This is a genomic window from Enterococcus sp. MMGLQ5-1, assembly GCF_013155265.1.
Lineage (GTDB): Bacteria > Bacillota > Bacilli > Lactobacillales > Streptococcaceae > MMGLQ5-1.
This window is the reverse complement of the sequence record NZ_JABJXU010000001.1, coordinates 161,930-182,733: the sequence shown is the minus strand read 5'-3', so window position 1 is coordinate 182,733 and position 20,804 is coordinate 161,930. Positions and strand designations below refer to the sequence as shown.

Here is a 20,804-nt window from a genome sequence, read left to right as displayed (position 1 = left end):
TCTCCTTTTTATTAATAAATTAAATTGTAAAATCATAATTTGAAACTGGCTTAATAAACTCTTGAATTTTTTCATCAACAGTCAAGATTGAAAGAATCAAACCTGGATAATTAAACATGTCGTAGTAATTACCCACATTTGCTAAAACGACCTCAAACCCCTTTGATTCAAAATAATCATAAATACCACCTAACAAAACCTGTCCTTCAATATATGAGGTCTGAAGCATCGTATTCAGCTGAATACAAATCTTTTTAGAAACGTCTTGATAATTAGCAATAATACAATCAGAAAGCTCAGCTACTAATTTTTCTTCATTCACAAACTCGCTTGTAAATTTAGCAGGCTCATCGGCAAGACCTTTACCATACATCAGTCTACCACCCTCATCAGCCATCACGGTCACTGAGTTTAGTTGGCAATTAGCATGCTCAACAATATTAGTCACTTCCGATAAACTAAGTCCTTTTTTGGCGGCCAATTTGGCAATTTTTATAATTGTTAAAATACCGGAAAGCCCTGAACGCTTCTCTGACACTTCTGAGCTAAAATAATTATCAGTAATTTTACAAACTATTGCTGAAATACCATCAGCTGCAAGCATTTCAGCTGCCATTTCATTATTCATTACATCACCACTATAGTTATTTGTTAATAAAATGACACCCTTTTTAGAATTCAATTTTTTTGCTAAATTATAAATTGAAAAATAGGTCGGCGCAGTATCCATCGCCCCTACACTTACAGCATCTGCCAAATTCTCATGAACAACGGCAGGAAATAGCTTGCCTAGACCTCCGCCACCTGAGGCTATCACACCAACATTCTCTCTATCGAACTGCTTGAGCATCAAACCAAAGCCAAATTCATCTTCAATCAATTCGCATTCATTTGATCTTGTTTTTACGATTCCCTCAAGCTCCCTTTTGATAATATGCTCATCATTTTCAATTAAAACTGAGCGATTTCTTAGTTTATTTAGCATATTAAATCCCCTTCCGACTAAATGATTGTTTTTCAAATAGTTAATCAATTATCTTTTGTGAACGGTTTCATTTTTTGTTATTAATTAACCTCTAGAAATGCTAATAATCAGCAAATCTAGAAATCAATTTAAATCTTAATTAAGAAAATCTGGCAATTTGGTTTGGATAGGGCTCTATTTTTAATTGCCAAGACGTAGCAGTTGCTTCCAAAACTTCATTTAATTCTTGAATATTTTGACGACCAATAGTCCCCAACCACTCTTTTGCTGCTGCTTTACCCTGTTTTACAAAGGGTTCGACACCATTCGCCCAGGTTGCACGGCCACAAAGTACACCATTAAATGTTGAGCCAGCCTCACTTGCTAGCTTCAAAGTATTTTGAAAGGTTTCAGCACTAACCCCAGCACTCAAGAAAATAAATGGTAAATCGGTAGCCTTACTTTGCGCCTTAAAATAAGCCATTGCTTCTGCTTTAGAATAAATAGCCTCCGCTCCAAAGCCTTCAACATAGTTCATATTGACTGGCACTTCAACCTTTAAGACATCAACATTATAACGTTCCTTTGAGAATTCTCTCATCATGCTAATTACTTTATTCGGCTTGATTTTAGCATACGCCTTTGAGTTATTATCACTAATTTTAGCGTCATAGGCCAATAATTCTAAGAAAAACGGTAATTCCTCAGCAAGACATTCTGAACCAATTCGCTCAATATAGGCTTGCTTTTGGTTGTTTATTTCATCACTCTCATCTATATCGTAATAAAGTAAAAATTTGCATGCATCTGCGCCTGCTTCCTTCAATCTTTTGACTGACCATGTATCCAAGCAATCAGGCAAACGTCCCGGTGTAGAAGCATCATAGCCGGTTTTTTCATAAGCTAGTAATAATCCAGCGTTTTCCGAGCGAGCCTCCGCTGCCTGAAGTCCGTATTCAGGATCTAATAGAATAGAGGTGGCATAAGGTGTTAATTCCTCAGAAACTAATTTTTTAAATTCTACAACATCTTGTGCTTCAGCCTGATTTTTATATGCACCAATCATTTTCTTCAGAGCACCTCGCTGATCAATGGCTAAAGCACCAATAACGCCATTTTGGCTACTTGTCCTTTTGAGTCTGTCATATTTAATGCCACTTACTTTTTTCATTGATTAAACCTCTTCTCATTTTTAACAATTATTTATCAATTTTCTGCACTAGCTTTTTGCTTCAATTTTTAGTGAACCTGCTTCACTTTAATCTCTACTTCTAATTTTTCAACGTCAGAAAAATCCGTAATGCCTTTTCTAAATGCCGTTGAGCTGCCAGCAGCGATACTTCTTTTCAAATTTTCAATGCCATCAAGCTGATGAATTATCCCAGCAAGAAATGTGCCTAATAGTGTATCACCCGCACAAGCAGTATTAACTACCTTCCCTTTTGGTGAATTGCCATATAATATTGTATCCTGATTAAACCAATATGCCCCTTCTCCACCAAGAGAAAGCAATACGTTCTTCGCACCAAGTTCAATTAATTTTTTACCATAAAAAAGATAATCTAAATGCGTTTCAATCTTCACACCAAACCAACTTGACAATTCTTCTTCGTTTGGCTTTAACAAAAATGGTTGGTACTGTAAACAATCTAAAACCTCCTTGTAGCTTGTATCTAAGATTAAGCTTATGCCTTTTTCTGCACAGGTCTTTGCAATTTCAGGGAAAATCAACGGTGAAATACCTCGAGGATTACTTCCAGAAATACATAGAAAATCACCTTTTTTTAGTTCATCAATTTGTGTTAATAATGCCCTTTTATGTGCTGCAAATATTTCAGGTCCTCTGTTTACAAGTTTAAATTCTTCACCTGTTTCATTAACCTGTGTAAACACATTGATTCGAGTTAGACCGGGAACATCAATAAATGAGCTGGCTATTCCTTTCATAGCTAGGAAATCTTCTATGTATTGTCCTGTAAATCCAGCTTTATAACCAATCGCCACACTATCAATATTCAACATTTTTAATATTAGAGAAACATTAACACCTTTACCATTTGCTTGGATATCATCATCAATTGTTCGGTTAACAATTGATGGGTGAAGTTGCTCTGTTTCAATAAATAAATCAATTGCTAAATTCAATGTGCACGTATAAATATTTGACAATTAGCTCACCTCCTTCTTATTACTATTATTACTTTTACAGCACAGAAAATGTTTCCAGATTTCAAACATCAACCCGAAAACATTTTCTAATTTTACTTTTTTATAATATATTTAATATAATCAAAAAAAATCTACTATAAATTTAAAGGAAGTCAGTCTATGAATGGAAAACTCAGCGATACAGAAATATTTCTTTGGAACTATATCCAAAACAACATTACTGAAATTCCAAATCTGTCAATTATTAAATTGAGTGAATTAGCTAATGTGTCAACCTCTACAATTGTTCGGACTATGAAAAAAAAGGGATATGAGGGCTTTACAGATTTCAAGTATTATCTTAAAGATGAGCATAGTACAAATATCAATCTTTCAAATGTAGAAAAAAACGATAGTGAAATAAAAAAATCTATTTTAAAAAATGAAGAAGAAGTCATCAAAACATTAAATATGCTAAATACCGGGGTAATTGAGGATGCCATTCAAAAAATCAAAAATGCGAAAAGAATTATTATTTTTGCACGCGCGTTTTCTGAATTAATTGCCGAGGAAATGAAGATTAAATTTCAATTAATTAACAAGTATTGTGAACTGCATACAGATCCCAATATCATTAAAATAATGAGCAAACATCTAAAAAAAACCGATATGGTCATATTCGTCTCCCTTAATGGTGAAACAAAAGAATTAATATCGGCTGCTAAAAATTGTTATGAAAAAGAAATTGGCACGTTACTCATAACGACTAATGAAGAAAGTAGTTTGGTAAATTTATGTGAGCTTTCACTTGTTGGCTTTAAATCTGAGATTTCTTTCTTTCCAGAATACGAGGTACGCTCACGACTGCCTCTCTCAATCATTTCAAGAATTCTATTGGATGCCTATGTGATTAGAAATACAAAAAATAATATTTAAACGATGATTATTGGAAAATATCAAGCATTTCATAGCTGCTTATTTTTAAGATATCAATCTATTTCTAGCAATAATTCTGTTAACCATGACCGTCTACGCAGTAATCTAAAAAAGGTGGGACAAAAGACGTTTAACGACATAGAAATTTATCTATTTTCCTAGTCGTTGTCATATTGTCCCCAATAAATTATGAACCTTACGAAAGTTTTAAGGACTTTTGTCCTACCTCATTAAGCTAGGTGTTGATACAATTTGACATTACAAATTAGCTATTTCATAATGATATTCTATTTTTTATAATTTATTCTAATTAATTTATCTATTTCAGTAATTATCAAGATTAAAACACCAGCGGCAATAGAAATTAACCAGCCTAATGCTGAAATATCAGACGTATGAAACGCTGTCTGCAGCAGCGGAACATAGGTCAATAACAGCTGTAAGACAATCATTATTCCAATAATGATGAAAGCCTTTGGGTTACTCGAAAAGGCTTTAGAAAAAGCTGGTTGGGTTGTCCGAATATTGAATAAGTAAAAAATTTTACTAAATACAACAATATTAATCATAATTGTTGCTGATACAGCTTGACTAATACCTTGTGATAGCAGCCATTCATTAGAAAAAATACTAATCACAGCGATTAAAACAGATACATAAGCCATTTGCCATATATCGTGTTTACTCAACAACCCACAGCCTGTTTTTCTTGGCTGACGTTGCATAATCCCCGCTTCAGCGGGTTCAAAAATAAAGGCAAATTGTATTGTAATCGCAGAAACCATATTAATCCATAACAGCTGAGTTGGCTTAAGCGGCATTTCTTTTTGCATTAAGATAGTAAAGGCAATGATTAAGCCCTCAGCAAAAGAGGTCGGCAGTAAAAAGAGAATACTTTTCTTGATATTATCATAAATCCTTCTCCCCTCTCGAATTGCAATTGCCATTGTTCCAAAATTATCATCAGTTAAAATCATATCAGCGGAGTCCTTGGCAACGTCAGTTCCCTTGAGCCCCATCGCCACGCCGATATCAGCACACTTTAAGGCGGGAGCGTCATTAACGCCATCACCAGTCATTGCAGTTACCTTACCGCTTTCTTGTAACGCTCTTACAATATCCATTTTATTTTGTGGTGTTGCTCGAGCAAACACTTGATAATATATAGCTGCCTGTTTAAATTGCTCATCGCTCATTTGATCTAATTCAGCACCAGTAATAACATTAATTTTTGGTGCCAAGCCAAGCATTTCACCGATCGCCTTCGCTGTTAACGGATGGTCGCCAGTAATCATTTTTACGGATACACCAGCAGCGTTCATCTCCTTTAAGGCAGTAATCACCTCTTCACGTGGTGGATCAATGATACCGGCAATACCTAGCAATTCAATCCCATCTGTTAGCAATTCATGAGATACTTCTGTAACTTGATTAGTTAACCTTTTGAAGCCGACAGCAACGACTCGCTTGCCTTGCGCAGACAGCTGAGTCACTTGTTCGGACCAATAGTCATACGGAAATTCAGCGTTTCCTACTTTTGCCATTTCAAACAATTTATCAGGAGAGCCCTTAATAAATAACAGCCTTTGATTCTGACTATTCTTTACCAATTTAGCCATATACCGATAGCTTGAATCAAATGGCAGCATATCGATTTCTTCATAATCAGGTGTTATCTTATAATCCATATATTTATGATAAAGCGTTAGGAAGGAGCCATCAGTCGGTTCACCATTAATTTGCCATATCCCCTCATTTTGTATCAAAACTGTATCATTCGCTTCATAGCCTGCTTCAAGAAAAAGCTTTAAACGAGCATCATTTTCTATTGGCTGTTTATCCAATAATATTTGACCAATCGGTTGATAGCCATCGCCAGTAACACTATACCTTTTATCTGCGAAAACAATGTCCTTAATGGTCATTTCATTTTTAGTCAAGGTACCCGTTTTATCTGTTGCAACAACATCAACCGAGCCAAGAGTTTCAACCGCAGGCAGCGTTTTAACTATTGTATTTTTATTTTTAGCCATATCACTAACACCCATCGCTAAAACAACTGAGGTTGTCGCAGGTAAGCCCTCTGGAATAGAGCCCACAATCATGGTGACAACCGCTAGTGATAATACAGATAAAGAATAGGTCTTTAAAAACAAGCTCAGGACAAATAATACGATAGCCACTGCCATTATAACGTAGGTTATACCTTTGCCTAAGTCATCAATTTCTCGCATCAATGGTGTTTTTCTATTTTCTGTATTATTTACTTCAGTCGAAATTTGCCCAATTTGCGTATTTTTTCCCGTTGCGATTACAATGCCCTCACCACTACCAGAGGTTACCGAGGTAGAGGCAAAAGCCAAATTCAACTGTTCAGCTAACGGTGTTGCCGCTTCGATTAATTCTGCTGTTATTTTTTCAACTGAGTCGGGCTCACCCGTCAAAGCTGATTCCTGGATTCGCAGATTATCAGCTGCCACAATTCTCAAGTCAGCTGGCACATTATCACCAGCTTCTAAAAAGACAACATCCCCCACTACAAGCTCTTCAGCAGATATATCTATTCTAATACCTTCACGATAAACAGTCGCTTCAGAAGATAGCATTTCCTTAATTCGTTCTAATGCATCAGATGCATTGAGCTCTTGAAAATAACCAATTAAGGCATTGATGATAACCACAATTGCAATAATCATTGCATCCGAAAGATGACCCATTAAAAGTGTCAGTAACGCGGCAAATAGCAAAATATAAATAATCATGTTATTGAATTGTCGCAGCAAAACTCGCCATTTTGGCGTTATTTTAGCTTCTATTTTATTGGGTCCAAATTGTTCTAAGCGCTGCTTGACCTGTGAATTATTCAGTCCTTCATCAATTGCAGGAACATCGTATTTTTGCAGCGTTTCTTTAATTGTTAATTGAAAAGCATTATTTTTAGTCATTATTTTCCATCCTTTTTTAATTTTTATAAAAACACAAATAAACCCCTCAAGCATAAACTATCCATCGTTATGCTCAACGCGTTTGCCATTGATTATTTTATTCAATTAAAAAGTGAGAAAACCAATTATCGCTTTTCTGCTCACCATCACTAGAATCACTATCCATTTTATTACCACCCCCATATATCATTATGAATTTAGTCTAACAAATATAAAAGCATCTTGTCAATCTAGCACTTCAAGCTCAAATTAAGAAATTTTAACAATACTCAATTTAAACTTTCAAATCGCCAACTACCTCTAATCCAAAATTCTTTTTCCTTTTTATACTCATTAAACTAACATGAATTTTTAAAAAGCCAAAAGCACTGACAAATCAATGCTTTCGGCTTATAAATAGACCTATAATATAACATTTGAAGTAAGCTGACTACTTATTAGATTTTTTGAAAGCTAATAAATAATTAGCTATTATCATGGCAATTAAAGTGGTGCCGATCAGCTGCCAAAAATTACTCCTTAATTCACTGGTTTTTGGTAAAGTTGAATTATGATTTTGACCCTGATCAATTACGCTTTCAGAGCTGTCCGCGTCTGGATTATCCAATATAGTACTATCTTTCGTATAAATATATGTGATTATTTGTAAATCTGTTGTAAAGTTACCACTTGATAAGCCTTCAACTTCTTTAAAAGTATAGCCTGAAATTAGCTTTTGCTCAGTGCTGAAGCTATCACCGACATTTCCTGATAAAATAATATTATCTGAAATTGGGTTACCATCGGTATCTACGTACCTAACAGTTACCTTGCCACCAACACTTGGCTCCTTTGTGTAAACATAAGTAACGGTTTGTGGTGCGTCAGTGAATACGCCAGTTGCAGAGCCAAGAACTTCTTTAAAAGTATAGCCTGAAATTGACTTTTGTTCACTGCTAAAGCTATCACCGACATTTCCTGATAAAATAATATTATCTGAAATTAAATTACCATCGGTATCTACATACCCAACTGTAACCTCACCACCAATATCTGGCTTTTCCGTATAGACATAGGTGATTATCTGTAATTCCGGTGTGAAAATGCCACTCGCATTCTGTGGCAATCTACTTAAGTCAAGCGTATATCCTGGAATAGTTAACTGGTAATCCTCCAATGTAGCATCGTAGTATCCACCCAAATAGCCTAATATTTCCTTTGGATCACTGAGCGTCTCTCCATTTTGATCGACATAATTAACTTGAGCATGCGTCGCCCACACATATGTATCTGGAACTGAACCATCATATTTCGAAGTAAATTCCAAAGTACTTGAATAATAGTTGCTTGTTTCCTTGCCAATCCAACCGCCTGTGAAGGCACCAAGTGCATTAATCTCAGGAAGACCATGTGCATCAAGCTTAAAAGGTGTATATTCACCAACTGTGATACTCACTAAATTTTTATTTGAAATATCAAACATATTATAGCCTGATGTCACACCATTTTTGCCAAAACTACTGATATTTAATTCCCTTAAAGAGGGACAATTGTTAAACATTTGATAGTAGGAGCTAGTTTGCCCTGTTTCAAAGCTTGATAAATCCAAGGAAGTGATACTACTACAGCCATTAAACATACTCGTAAAGGTCGTGGTATTAGAAGTATCCCAACCAGATAAATCAACCTGCTGCAACGCACTACAGTTTCTAAAAACATACATCATACGCGTAGTAAGAGAGGTATCTATATTATTTAAGTTTTGAATAGTAGTAACCTTACTTAAACCATCAAACAAATAATTAATATAGCTGCCAGCTTTTACAGTACCTATGATTTCTATTGAAGTAATTAATTCACTATATTGCTTCCAAGGAGAGGACAAGATTGTATTTGGCAGGGAGCCGCCTTGAATAATCAAACTGCCGCTATCATCAATTGTCCAAGGGCAACTTCCAAATGTTCCAGAGGCTATGATATTATTACTAGTATTATAAACCGCATTAGCTGGTGTATCGGTATCTGTTTTTGTTTCTGCAAAGGAAATGGTTGCAGAGCTCATGGAGAGAGCGCTTAATAATAATATATAACTAGAAATTTTTTTCACAGTTACTCTCCTCTTTTATAATAGATTTCTATAAAATAACAAATTAAACGTCATTATATTATATCTTATGATTCAATTATTGGTCTACTCCAAATAGAAGAAATAAATTAAATATTTTTTTATAAATAAAGAAAAAATATTTAAAAATTAGCCGAATTATGAGCAATCATCTATGTTTCATTTTACTTAGCGTCATACTATCATTTTGAATCTTCATAAATTATAATTATTTTCATTCTCAGATAGAAATAAATTTATAACTAAAAAAGCTAAAAAATTTTTTGACTACCAATAATATCAGTCTTAGAAAATCTATCTGCACTCAAATTAAGCCCTAATTTTAAAAATCTAATCAAAAAGCTCAATAGAAATAGGCTATAATAATGATTTACTGTATCACGAATTTTTTAGCTCTATGTCAAATCCTTCTATTTTATAGACTCGTGAGTTATACACATTAAAAAAGGAGGTGGGACAAGAGACGCTTAACGACGTATAAAAAGGTGCTAAATTGCCTCGTAAAAAATCGTAAAACAAGATGCTTTCTATCTCTGATTAATACTGTTCAAATAGACGAGTCATTCGTTTATTCAGTCAGACGTTTTCTGTCTGACCGGATGACGTATCTATTTGAACAGTTTTAAGATAGAAAGCCTGTTAAAACAAGCTGTTTCAGCATTTTAAACAATATTCGGCAATTTGTCTATTTTCCTATGGCATCGAAGTTATCGCATTGTCTACCGTAAATTACGAACAATATGAAAAGGTTAGGACTTTTGTCCCAACCTCTTCTTTCCATTATGATTTGTTGATTAATGAGCCCTCTAACAATAATAATTTATTTTAAGCCATTATGCTTGATGACATCATGGTACCATTTAAATGAGTCTTTCTTATAACGCTTCATCGAGCCATTGCCCTCATTATCACGATCTACATAAATCATACCGTAGCGTTTTTTCATTTCACCAGTTGTAAAGGAAACAAGATCAATAATCCCCCACGGTGTATAACCGAGTAGCTCGACACCATCATAATCAACTGCTTTTTCTAAAGCAGCAATATGCTGACTGAGATAATCAATACGTGCTGCATCATGGATTTGACCAGCTTCTAACTCGTCAATCGCACCAAAGCCATTTTCAACGATAAATAACGGTAGCTGATAACGATCATACAAGCGATTTAGGGTAAAGCGTAAACCTTCTGGATCAATCGCCCAGCCCCAGTCAGTCGATTGGATATATGGATTAGCCACACCATTGGCTAATCCGCCATTAACGACGTTATTTTTCGTATCATTTTTAGCATCTGCCTTGACCACCGTTGACATATAATAGCTAAAGCCCACATAATCTACTGTCCCAGCTGCCAGAACCGCCAGATCTTCAAGACGAATATCAATATTGAAGCCCTCACGTTCAAATTCCTTTAATGCGTAATTTGGATATTTGCCACGAACATGAACATCGGCAAAGAAAAATCTTTGATGATTTGCTTCCTCAGCTGCCATAATATCCTCTGGATTACATGAATAAGGATAAATTGGAACATGAGAAACCATACAGCCAATTTGAAAATCAGGGTTAATTTTTTTACCAATCATAACTGCCTTAGCACTGGCTACTAGTTCATGATGTGCCACCTGATACATCACTTCTTTAGCATTTTCACCCGGCTCTATTGTCACCCCTGAATTTGTCCAAAGGAAAATTGGATTGTTAGTATCCATTTGGTTATTGATTTCATTAAACGTCATCCAATATTTAACCTTATCCTGATAGCGTTCAAAAACGACCTCAGCAAATTTGGCAAAAAAATCAATGACTTTACGATTTCTAAAACCACCATATTCTCTAGCTAGATGTAAAGGCATTTCAAAATGAGACAGCGTAATCACAGGTTCAATGCCATTTTTCAATAATTCATCAAAAACATCATCATAAAATTTCAAACCAGCTTCATTTGGCTCTGCTTCATCACCTTTTGGAAAAATCCGCGTCCAAGCAATAGAGGTCCGCAGGCATTTTAAGCCCATTTCAGCAAACAAGGCAATATCCTTTTTGTACTGATGATAAAAATCAATCGCATCCTGATTAGGATAAAATTTATCAGGCTCAATCTCAACGGTGATTTCTCTTGGCACACCATGCGCACCTGCTGTCATGACATCAATCACACTAGGACCTTTACCATCAGCATTCCAACCACCTTCAAATTGATGAGCAGCAAGTGCGCCACCCCATAAGAAATTTTTTTGTACCATTCGTTGCCTCCTTTATTTTATTTAAATTCAAAAATAGTATCATCAGTCGTTACTTGTAATTTATCCGTAATTAATAATTCTGGTAATTCGTGACTATTAGGGATTACAACAATTGTAGTCTTAGGATAGCCAGCTTGACTTATTTTTTCAGGGTCAAAGCTGAGTAGCAAATCTCCTTTTTCAACCTTTTGATCCTGCTCTACAAAATATTCAAAACCAGCACCCTGCATATTAACTGTATCTAGTCCAACATGAATCAATAGCTCTACACCATCGGCAGAGGTTAAGCCAACAGCATGTTTTGAATCAAAGATTGCACTAACCCTGCCTGAGAATGGGGCATAAACCTTGTTATCATTTGGTTCAATAGCTAAGCCAGTACCCATAGCGCCACTGGCAAAAACCTCATCAGGCACATTTTTTAACGGCACAACTTCACCTGAAAGTGGTGCAGGAATTGATGCTTTTTCTTGATTACTTAAAGCAGCAGCACAATCTCCAGTTTCCTTTGCTAACGCTTGATCATCATCAACCGTTTCACCTGTACCAAATATTTTAGTTAAAATAACTGGACCGACAAGTGCAATCAAGCAACCAATCATAATGCCAATAAAGGAGCTTGGATTTTCAGAATTAATCGCATTAACAGTTGTCAATAAGCCAGGTAATCCTGCATAAGCATAATAATAAATATGGAAAAAGCTTGCAACAACCGCACCAATACAACCTGAGATAGAGCCATAAATAAATGGTCGTTTTAAACGTAAGGTGACACCATAAATTGCTGGTTCAGTAATCCCAAAAAGACCCGTAATAAATGCTGAAAGTGATACGTTTTTCATACTTTTATTTTTGGAGGTAAGAAAAACACCCAATGTTGCACCAACCTGTGCCACCACTGCAATGGTTTGAAATGCTTGGAATGAATCACGACCATATAAATCAAAATTGGCTAAACACATTGGTGTCACACCCCAATGGACACCAAAGATAACAAATACTTGCCAAAAGCCACCGATAATTGCAGCTGCTAAAAATGGTACCTTATCTACAAGGAAATTATAACCATTAGCAAGCCCTGAAGCCGCACCAGCAGAAATTGGACCAATCACTAAAATCGTCAATGGTACCATGATTACTAAGCAAATTAAAGGCACAAAAAGTGAACGAACAACATTTGGAATCCGTTTTTCAATAAAGTGCTCAAGATAAGATAAAAGCCAGACTAATAAAAGTGGCGGTAGAACAGACGATGTATAGACTGTTTCTGATAAAGGAATATTAAATAATGTAATCACTTGACCAGATGCGATATTGCTAGCCATTTCTGCCCAAGTAGGCGATACAAGCGCTGCACAACAAGCAATTGCAATATACATATTTGATTTAAAATGCTTAGATGCTGTTACAGCAATAAAAATAGGTAAAAAGGTGAAAGGTGCCCATGAAATAAAGCTAAAAACTTGATAAGTTCCAGTATCAGAAAAATTTGGGAAGGCTAGGCTGAGCAAAATTAAAATACCCTGCAAAATCCCAGCGGCAGCTAACACATAGATAAAGGGTGCAAAGACAGCTGACATCGTTGCAATCAAACGATTTAAAATTGAACTTTTCGGTGTTTCATCACTAGAAAGCTCACTCATATTGTCTAGATTAACAAAAGCATCATAAACCTCACCGACATGAGTACCAATAACAATTTGCATTTGTCCACCAGATTCGACGGCAGTAATTACACCTGTCAATTCCGATAGCGCTTTCTTCATTTCTGGTGTACTTTGTTTTAATACGAGACGCAAGCGTGTTGCGCAGCGAGCAACATTTACAATATTATCTGCTTTTACAATATCTAAAATGTCTTGAGCTAATTTTGAATAATCTCTAACTTTTTTGCTCATTATATAACTCCTTTTTTCTATTTACAATTTATATTGTATGGGTACAATATAATATATAACCATACAATCGTCAATCTTTTTTTGATTTACAAATCTAAAAATATTGATAAACTTAACTTACAAATATTTATTGAGGAGGTATTATGCTTAAATATCAAGAAATCGCTCGAGAAATTGAAAAAAAGATCAAAACAGAAAATCTAAAGCAGGGCACAAAGCTTCCAAGCGTTGGTGAATTAGTCGCGCAGTATAAAGTAAGTAAAAATACGATATTGCGTACCTTAAAAGAATTAGAAGTTAAAGGTGCAATTTATCAAGTTCAAGGTAGTGGTATTTTTGTGAGACGAAGAAATCGAAAGGGCTATATTACACTATTAGAACACAAGGGATTTTCTGGTGATTTAGATTATTTAGAGGTTGAATCAAAAGTAATCAATTTTGAAATTGTAGCTGCAACAGAGGAAATAGCAAATAATTTACAATGTGAAATTGGTGATAAGGTATACTTGGTCAAGCGTATTCAATCAATTCAAGGTCAAATTCTTTCAGTCGAGGAATCATACTATAAAAAGCGTCTTATTACTTTTTTAAACCGATCTATTATCGAGGGATCAATCTTTCAATATTTGGAGGAGGGTTTAAATATCCATGTTGGCTTCTCAGATAAATATTTAAGCGTTCATAAAACAAAGGGTCAGATTTCAAAATACTTAGGTCTACCGGAAAATTCACCAATGCTGCTTGTTGAAGAAATCTATTATACAAACAATGGTGAACCATTTGATTTTTCAAAGCTTTACTATCATTATGAGCATTCTCAATTTTTCCTTCAAAGCTAAAAATAATATTTTTATGATATTTATATGTTTTATTAATCAATCAAAAAAATTGGGCTGAAGTATTTATCAGTCCAATTCGTTTTTTTGTTTTTGTTTTATTAGTAATTATTCATCTCAATACGTCAAAATTAACCTTCTAAAATTTTAATTTCCTTATTCTCCGTATTTATTTTCACTTTGCCACCTAGCGGAAAAGTAAAAATTGGTTGCGTATGACCAAAATCTACATCGTGAATCACAGGAATAAATTTTAAGGCAGGAAACTTATTTAAAATAATGATTAGCGTATCAGTAGTCATTTCATTTGCCTTAGGGAATCTTCCAATGACTAACCCAGATAAATCAGAATGTATCTGTAATATTTGAGACAGCTCACGAGAAAATTCTAAAATTGTTCCTCCCTCGGATTGTTCAATAAAAATAATCGGATTTTTAACTTTTGGAAAATAAATAGTGCCTGCCTGTAGACAGTATGTTTGAATGTTGCCACCAGTTACTTCTCCCTCTACTTTACCTTCAGAATAAACTTGCCAATTATTTGGTAAAAATATTCTATCAACTGTAGAATCGTACCAAGCATCGCTTGACCAATACTCACTTGGCGTTAATGAAAAAGAAGTTGAAGTGACGGCTTTTAGCCATGCAGTAGATTGATATTTTTGTAATTCCTTCATTTTAAATGAAGCGTATGCTGGCCCATAATAGGTGACTAAACCTGTTCTGGCACGAATCGCATTATGTAAACTAGTGATATCTGAATAGCCGACAAAAATTTTGGGATTATTTTGGATGATTTGCCAATTAATATGTGGCAATAATTCATTTGAGTTAAAACCACCAGTAGTCGTCATGATTGCCTTTACGTTTTTATCCATGAAAGCCTGATGTAAATCATCAAGCCTAGCTTGAATACTACTGGAAAAAAGCTGGTCATTTTCTAGAATATTGCTTCCAAAAGAGATTTTAAAGCCCATTTTTTCAAGATATTTTTGTGCTGAAATATTATCATTAAAGCCACCAACACTTTCAATTGATGAACTAGGTGAAATTATTCTAATTTCATCACCAATTCTAAGCTTGCTAGGAAATATTTTTTCCATAATCCCCCCTTTTTTTTAAAACAGTCATTTTACATTGAAAGCCTATGCTATCAAATATAATGCTTGGCTGATTCAAATTTAAAGCAATCAATTTCATTCAATCCGGATTTTTTAATTTACCCTCATAGCTTACCATATGTGTATCATAATGCTCAATTTTATCATCCAACGCATCATACATTTCTTTCATTTCTGCTAAGTGATTGGCAATTACCTCTAATTGCTCTTTTAATAAGGTTTTTCTCGCAGGAATTGTCTCATCCCCTCGCTTAAATAAATCAATATATTCAACAATTCTTTCAATGGAAACACCAGCTTTACGCATACAGTTAGTCCAATGTATCCAATTTTCATCCTCCTGATCAAAATCACGATAGCCCGAGGCATTCCGAGTAACATTTGGAATCGCACCGATCCTCTCCCAGTAACGTAATGTATCGGAGGAAATTTGATATTTTTCGCTTACCTGTTTAATATTCACTGCACACCTCCTATAAGGATTTATTTGATAAATGATTACTAGCATTAAAAGCTAACAAAATCGATAAGCTGCAACGCTTTAATTTAATTATAGATTATTGTTTATTTCTGATAAACTGGAAACTTTTGATTGTCGTCTGAATAAACAATCTTATCAAGCGATTTCAACAACGACATATCCGCAGCATTAATCACAAAATCAGTCCTTGCATTGTCCTTCATGTGTTCAATGCTTGACGCTTTTGGTAATGGTAATAAGTTTAATTGTAATAAATACCGTACAGCAAGCTGAGCAACCGAAACCTGATACTTAGCCGCAACTGCCTGAATCGCTTGATTATTAAACATATCACCATGTCCAAAGGGTGAATAGGCTTCAACTAAAATATTATTTTTTTGAGCAAATTCTATAAGTTTTAATGGTGTATTACCAATATGGGCTAATATTTGATTAACCATTGGTTTAATTTTAGCATGATCTAACAGATTTTGAAGATCTACCTCTTCAAAATTAGAAACGCCAATTGCTTTTATTTTCCCAGCCTGATAAGCCGCTTCCAATGCCTGCCATGCCGCCAGATTTCCTTTGAAATAATGCGCATCCTTCGTAAATTCAGACCATGGCTTTGGTGAATGAATAATCATTAAATCGATATAATCTAAATCTAATTTAGCAAGCGATTCATTGATTGCCTCAGTCGCTTCAGCAAAGGTTTTAAACTCCGCTCGAAGCTTCGTTGTCACAAAAATTTGATGTCGCTCAAGCCCTGATTGTCGAACACCTTGACCGACGCCCACTTCATTTTCGTAAGCCTCTGCAGTATCAATATGTCTGTACCCAGTTTCAATTGCCCGCTTGACAGCCTTAGCTGCATCTTCATTTTTATTAATTAACCATGTGCCAAAGCCAATCTTCGGAATTTTAATACCATTACTAAGCGTGTAGTTTTCCTCTAACATTATCATTACTCCTTATAGTTGATTGTAAAGCTCATCATTAACAGATTCAAGCCATACTGTCGTACCTTTACCAATCGCAACATGCGTAAACCATGAATCCTTTGTCGCACCATGCCAATGCTTGATTCCAGCGTCAATACTTACCACATCGCCTTTTTTCAATTTTTGTGGCAAATGACCTTCTGCTTGGTACCAGCCTTCACCATCAGTAACCAACAAAATTTGAAAGCCATCATGATGAATGTGCCAATCATTTCGAGCTTTGGGCTTAAAGGTAACGCTGTTAACCGAAACCGCTTCTTGACTTGCTAGAAATTGTAAATATGAATCGCCAGTAAAATATTGAGCATATTCAACATTTAAAGCGCCTCTACCAAATAAAGGTTGATAATTAGTCATTTTTCTCCTCCTGATAAATCCTTTTTGCAATATTAAAGGCCGACCAAGCATTAGGCCATCCCACATAAAATGCCAAATGCGTAATTAAAGCAGATATTGCTTCAGCATTTATACCATTTGCCTTGGCTTTTTTAAGGTGGAAGGGGAGCTGCTCTGTGGCACCTTTAGTAATTAGAGCACTCAGTGTAATCATTGACTTTGTCTGGTCCGATAATACGTCACTTTCCCAGATTTCCCCAAATAAAACATCATCGTTGTATCTCGCAAAATCTGGTGCAAAATCTCCTAACTGATCTCTGCCCGCTGTTATTTTTTCCTTCATAACTATCCCTCACTTTCTTAATTAAGACAACCCAATTGTAAACCTTAAAGTGTACTTCAAGGCAAGTAAAAATATCATAATTATTTATTTTTTTGAACTCATTATTTTAAAATATAAAAGTATTAAACGCATTAGCTTATCAAAAAATTGGCTCTATAATAAATTTGACTGGTAAATATTCCAATTTTTATTTATCTTAAAATGATAAAAAAGATATAGCCTCCTAAACTGCGTGAATTTGTGATTGTTTTTGTGAAACATGATGACAAGAAGCTTAATTTAGAAATATTTCTAAAACTGTTGCATTCTAAGTAGTTTGAGCAACACTAAAGGGCAGTCGCTAAAGACGCGACTTAACAGCCATATTGATCATTTTAGTAAAATCAGTCTGATTTGACATTGAGTTTAAAAAATAGACCATATCTCTAACGACTGTCCAGCAACGATAGAAATATGGTTTTAAGGTGATAAATAATTTCGCTTATGCTTGTCTGAATCCATTTGATATTATAAGCAATCACTTCATCGCTAGCTATTGAGCTCCGAAAGCATTTGTGATGGTGCCACACCATGATACTTTTTGAATAGCTTACTAAAATAATAGGCATCCTGATAACCTACTAAGCTAGCAATTTCCTTAATTGGTAGCTTGGTGTCTATTAGCAATTCCTTGGCTTGTCTTAAACGAATTTGAATTAAGTGATTAATTGGACTAACGCCGACAACCTCTTTAAAAGCCTTTGACAAATAGGTGGGACTAACATAAAATATTTCAGCCAGCTGCTCCAATGTGACCTCTTGTTCATAGTGATTTTCTAAATAGTAAATTGTCTGGTTAACTAAATTTTGTTTTCGCTTCTCTACTTTTGATAATTTTTGTTCAAGTAAATCATCATTTTCACTGCTTAAGCCTCTAATAATTAAAACCAGCATTTCATTTATTAAGGCCTTGCCCATTAAATGAAATTCATTAGCCTGATTATTATATTCTTTAACCACCCGCCAGGCACATTCTAAGAATTGACTGTGATGTTCACCTAGCTCAATGATTGGATATTTATTTGGAAAAAAATTCCTACTCAATCCAGTTAACATAATATTGGTAATGCCAATATGTAGTTGATGTGATCGACTATTTTCCCGCTGCGTTTCACTGTGAATGACACCGGGATTAAAAAGCATTACTCGACCTGCACCTAGTCGAATCCCCTGACCATCAATAATATAATCCGCTTCACCTTCCAATACAATACTAATTTCTAAAAATTCATGCTGATGGGGCTGGCACGCATCACCGGGCTCATTCCATGGATCATAGGCATATAATATCTCGGGATTAAATGTTTTTGAATTAAAATATTGCAATACTGTAACCCCTTTCAAAATCATATTTATATTATACGCTAAATCATAAAAGAATAAAGCATTTATCTTATTATCCAAAAATCCATGATATAGCAAAAACAGCCCTAAAAAAAGATGGCATTAATTCAAATTAATGAAATTAAAACCACCTCTCAATTAAAATTAACCTTTTATATAAAAATATAAATTAATAAATATCAGCTTTCTCAATCAATTCGATTTTTTCGGCCTCTCCTGATATTCTTGATTGAATTAAACGATCAGCTACAACACAAGAAACATAGCCATCCCATGCACTCGGCCCCACTAATTTCTCTTTTAAAACTGATGCTGCCCATTCTTTAAATTCTGTATCATATGAATCAATGAAGCGCTTTGCCCAATGATCAGTTAAGCCGTATGTATAATGGCCAGAGGCTCTTTTCAAAACTCTAGCTGGATCAGGTAAATTCAGGGTGCCGTCTTCTCCAACAACCTGACATTGAATGTCATAAGCGTAAGCACCATCAGTTTGAACCTCTACATCGATCCTTTGTCCTGAACGCGTTTTAAACATTACTAATTGTGGATTTAGCCAGTCTCCTGAGGTTTTTCTACTTTGTTTAACCGTTAATACTTGAACCTCTTCGTATTCTTCATCTAAAAGCCAACGTGTAATATCAATTTCATGAATCGCAACTCTTGTAATCGCATAATCCGTTTTAAAGCCAGCAGCCTGTGATATATTCCGGTGCGCACTATGAATTAATAACGGCTCACCAATTTCACCCGCCTGTATTGCTTGCTTCATCTCACGGTAACCAATATCAAATCGGCGATTAAAGCCAACTTGAATCAACCGCTTACCAATTTGAACTTCTTTTGCCATCATCTCTTGACATTCTTCAGCAGTTAAAGCTAAAGGCTTTTCACAAAATATATATTTTTTAAATTTTAAAGCCTCAAAAACGTAGCCTGCATGTGTATCATCTGTTGAGGTAATTAAGATAGCATCAATATCTTCTCTTGCAATTAAGGCCTCACCACTTGGAGCTGCCTCAATCTGATATTTAGCTGCTACTGATTGTGCCACTTCCTCAAAATAATCGTAAACTGCAACGACGACAGTGTTAGCAACAACATTAGTAAGTCTTTCAATATGCTCCTTACCAATCGCACCACAGCCGATAACACCTACTCGTAAAATTTTCTTTGTCATTTTTCTTACCTCCTATTTTGTCATGCCAATCAAAATGCCGCCAGCAACTACTAGAATTAAACCACCCAACGTATATTTAATTTCCTTAGAGGTTTTAACCTCATGCAAAATCAGCATACCACCTAAAGTTGAAACAATCACATTCATCTGCGATAGGGTAAAGCCAAGTGCAACACCATTGGTTTCGTTAGAAAGCATCATGGTAATATTTGCAATAGCAAAGAAGAAACCAGTGATAATATTATAAAAGGATTTCTGACCAAAAATGTCAGGCTGTTTTTCAAAAGAACAAAATAAAATTGACCCTAGAAGCATACCAATTGCCTGTGGAAACACAGCATCCCAGCCATTAATACCTGCGACTCTTGGAATTACAGCATAAAGCACAAAAGCAATTGATGAAATCACTAAAATCAAAACACCCTTTTTCATATCCACTCGTTGGCTAGCTTGCTGGTTTTTCTCTTGAAAGGCAGTAAAGGTAACACCTAAAATAATTAAAATTAAAGCACTAATCCCAAGAATAAATTGCATTGATTTGGTCCACTCTTGAAAATATAAAACCCCAACAAGCGAAGTACCAATAAGCTGTGTCCCAGTTGAAATCGGCATCGCACGAGAAACACCAATAATATGGAAGCTTTTAATTTGATTAATTTGACCAAATGACCAAACCAGACCACAGGCTAAGCTTGCGACTATAAGATTGAGACTCCAAGCTGGCTGATGAAAAAAAAGAACACCAAGAGAGAATAACAATGTTCCCATTGCCATCCCCATTTGTTGATTGGTAGCCTTACCACCAATCTTTTGCATTACCAATGGCTGCAAGCCCCACATCAAAGCAGGCACCAATCCTAATAAAATACTACTCATATCACATCTCCTTGTTATTTTT

Annotated in this window: 17 protein-coding genes; 2 read left to right on the top strand and 15 right to left on the bottom strand. The window is 35.2% G+C overall.

Features of this window, described 5'->3' with window-relative positions; translation table 11 throughout:
- Positions 1-19: 19 nt before the first annotated feature.
- From HOY35_RS00845 to pfkB, 3 genes are all read right to left on the bottom strand, one after another.
- A complete protein-coding gene (locus tag HOY35_RS00845; RefSeq protein ID WP_172210130.1) occupies positions 20-985 on the bottom strand; it encodes a dihydroxyacetone kinase subunit DhaK in 966 nt (321 codons plus the stop codon).
- A 139-nt stretch (positions 986-1,124) separates the two neighbouring features.
- Complete coding sequence (gene lacD / locus HOY35_RS00840; protein WP_172210129.1) at positions 1,125-2,135, bottom strand: tagatose-bisphosphate aldolase; 1,011 nt, start codon at positions 2,133-2,135, stop codon at positions 1,125-1,127.
- A gap of 68 nt (positions 2,136-2,203) precedes the next feature.
- Complete coding sequence (pfkB, locus tag HOY35_RS00835; RefSeq protein WP_172210128.1) at positions 2,204-3,133, bottom strand: 1-phosphofructokinase; 930 nt, start codon at positions 3,131-3,133, stop codon at positions 2,204-2,206.
- Between the two features lie 159 nt (positions 3,134-3,292).
- On the opposite strand from pfkB, the gene HOY35_RS00830 reads away from it, so the two are divergent.
- Positions 3,293-4,048, top strand: a complete 756-nt coding sequence (locus HOY35_RS00830; protein ID WP_172210127.1) for a MurR/RpiR family transcriptional regulator — start codon at positions 3,293-3,295, stop codon at positions 4,046-4,048.
- A gap of 287 nt (positions 4,049-4,335) precedes the next feature.
- On the opposite strand, the gene HOY35_RS00825 is transcribed toward HOY35_RS00830, so the two are convergent.
- From HOY35_RS00825 to HOY35_RS00810, 4 genes are all read right to left on the bottom strand, one after another.
- Positions 4,336-6,993, bottom strand: a complete 2,658-nt coding sequence (locus HOY35_RS00825; protein WP_172210126.1) for an HAD-IC family P-type ATPase — start codon at positions 6,991-6,993, stop codon at positions 4,336-4,338.
- A 430-nt stretch (positions 6,994-7,423) separates the two neighbouring features.
- Positions 7,424-9,079, bottom strand: a complete 1,656-nt coding sequence (locus HOY35_RS00820; RefSeq protein WP_172210125.1) for a MucBP domain-containing protein — start codon at positions 9,077-9,079, stop codon at positions 7,424-7,426.
- Positions 9,080-9,917: 838 nt separating this feature from the next.
- Positions 9,918-11,345 (bottom strand): 6-phospho-beta-glucosidase, encoded by a 1,428-nt coding sequence (locus tag HOY35_RS00815; protein ID WP_172210124.1) that lies wholly within the window; start codon positions 11,343-11,345, stop codon positions 9,918-9,920.
- A 17-nt stretch (positions 11,346-11,362) separates the two neighbouring features.
- Positions 11,363-13,243 carry a beta-glucoside-specific PTS transporter subunit IIABC gene (locus HOY35_RS00810; protein WP_172210123.1) on the bottom strand — a complete coding sequence of 627 codons (1,881 nt, stop codon included), beginning with the start codon at positions 13,241-13,243 and terminating at the stop codon, positions 11,363-11,365.
- Between the two features lie 143 nt (positions 13,244-13,386).
- Here HOY35_RS00810 and HOY35_RS00805 point away from each other — a divergent pair, with 143 nt between their 5' ends.
- Positions 13,387-14,082: a GntR family transcriptional regulator gene (locus HOY35_RS00805; protein ID WP_172210122.1), complete on the top strand. Its 696-nt coding sequence runs from the start codon at positions 13,387-13,389 to the stop codon at positions 14,080-14,082.
- Positions 14,083-14,210: 128 nt separating this feature from the next.
- Here HOY35_RS00805 and HOY35_RS00800 read toward each other — a convergent pair whose 3' ends face one another.
- The 8 genes from HOY35_RS00800 to HOY35_RS00765 all read right to left on the bottom strand — a co-directional run bounded on the left by HOY35_RS00800 (position 14,211) and on the right by HOY35_RS00765 (position 20,782).
- Complete coding sequence (locus HOY35_RS00800; RefSeq protein ID WP_172210121.1) at positions 14,211-15,182, bottom strand: S66 peptidase family protein; 972 nt, start codon at positions 15,180-15,182, stop codon at positions 14,211-14,213.
- 97 nt (positions 15,183-15,279) lie between these two features.
- The gene (locus HOY35_RS00795; protein ID WP_172210120.1) at positions 15,280-15,663 is read right to left on the bottom strand and encodes a MerR family transcriptional regulator; all 384 of its coding nucleotides are present in this window, start codon (positions 15,661-15,663) and stop codon (positions 15,280-15,282) included.
- A gap of 101 nt (positions 15,664-15,764) precedes the next feature.
- Positions 15,765-16,622 carry an aldo/keto reductase gene (locus tag HOY35_RS00790; RefSeq protein ID WP_172210119.1) on the bottom strand — a complete coding sequence of 286 codons (858 nt, stop codon included), beginning with the start codon at positions 16,620-16,622 and terminating at the stop codon, positions 15,765-15,767.
- 12 nt (positions 16,623-16,634) lie between these two features.
- Complete coding sequence (locus HOY35_RS00785) at positions 16,635-17,021, bottom strand: cupin domain-containing protein (RefSeq protein ID WP_172210118.1); 387 nt, start codon at positions 17,019-17,021, stop codon at positions 16,635-16,637.
- A complete protein-coding gene (locus HOY35_RS00780; protein WP_172210117.1) occupies positions 17,014-17,343 on the bottom strand; it encodes a carboxymuconolactone decarboxylase family protein in 330 nt (109 codons plus the stop codon). Before HOY35_RS00780 ends, HOY35_RS00785 begins: the two co-directional genes overlap by 8 nt.
- Positions 17,344-17,871: 528 nt before the next feature.
- Positions 17,872-18,708, bottom strand: a complete 837-nt coding sequence (locus tag HOY35_RS00775; protein WP_172210116.1) for an AraC family transcriptional regulator — start codon at positions 18,706-18,708, stop codon at positions 17,872-17,874.
- 187 nt (positions 18,709-18,895) lie between these two features.
- Positions 18,896-19,906 (bottom strand): Gfo/Idh/MocA family protein, encoded by a 1,011-nt coding sequence (locus HOY35_RS00770; protein WP_172210115.1) that lies wholly within the window; start codon positions 19,904-19,906, stop codon positions 18,896-18,898.
- A gap of 12 nt (positions 19,907-19,918) precedes the next feature.
- The gene (locus tag HOY35_RS00765; protein WP_172210114.1) at positions 19,919-20,782 is read right to left on the bottom strand and encodes a GRP family sugar transporter; all 864 of its coding nucleotides are present in this window, start codon (positions 20,780-20,782) and stop codon (positions 19,919-19,921) included.
- Between the last annotated feature and the right edge of the window lie 22 nt (positions 20,783-20,804).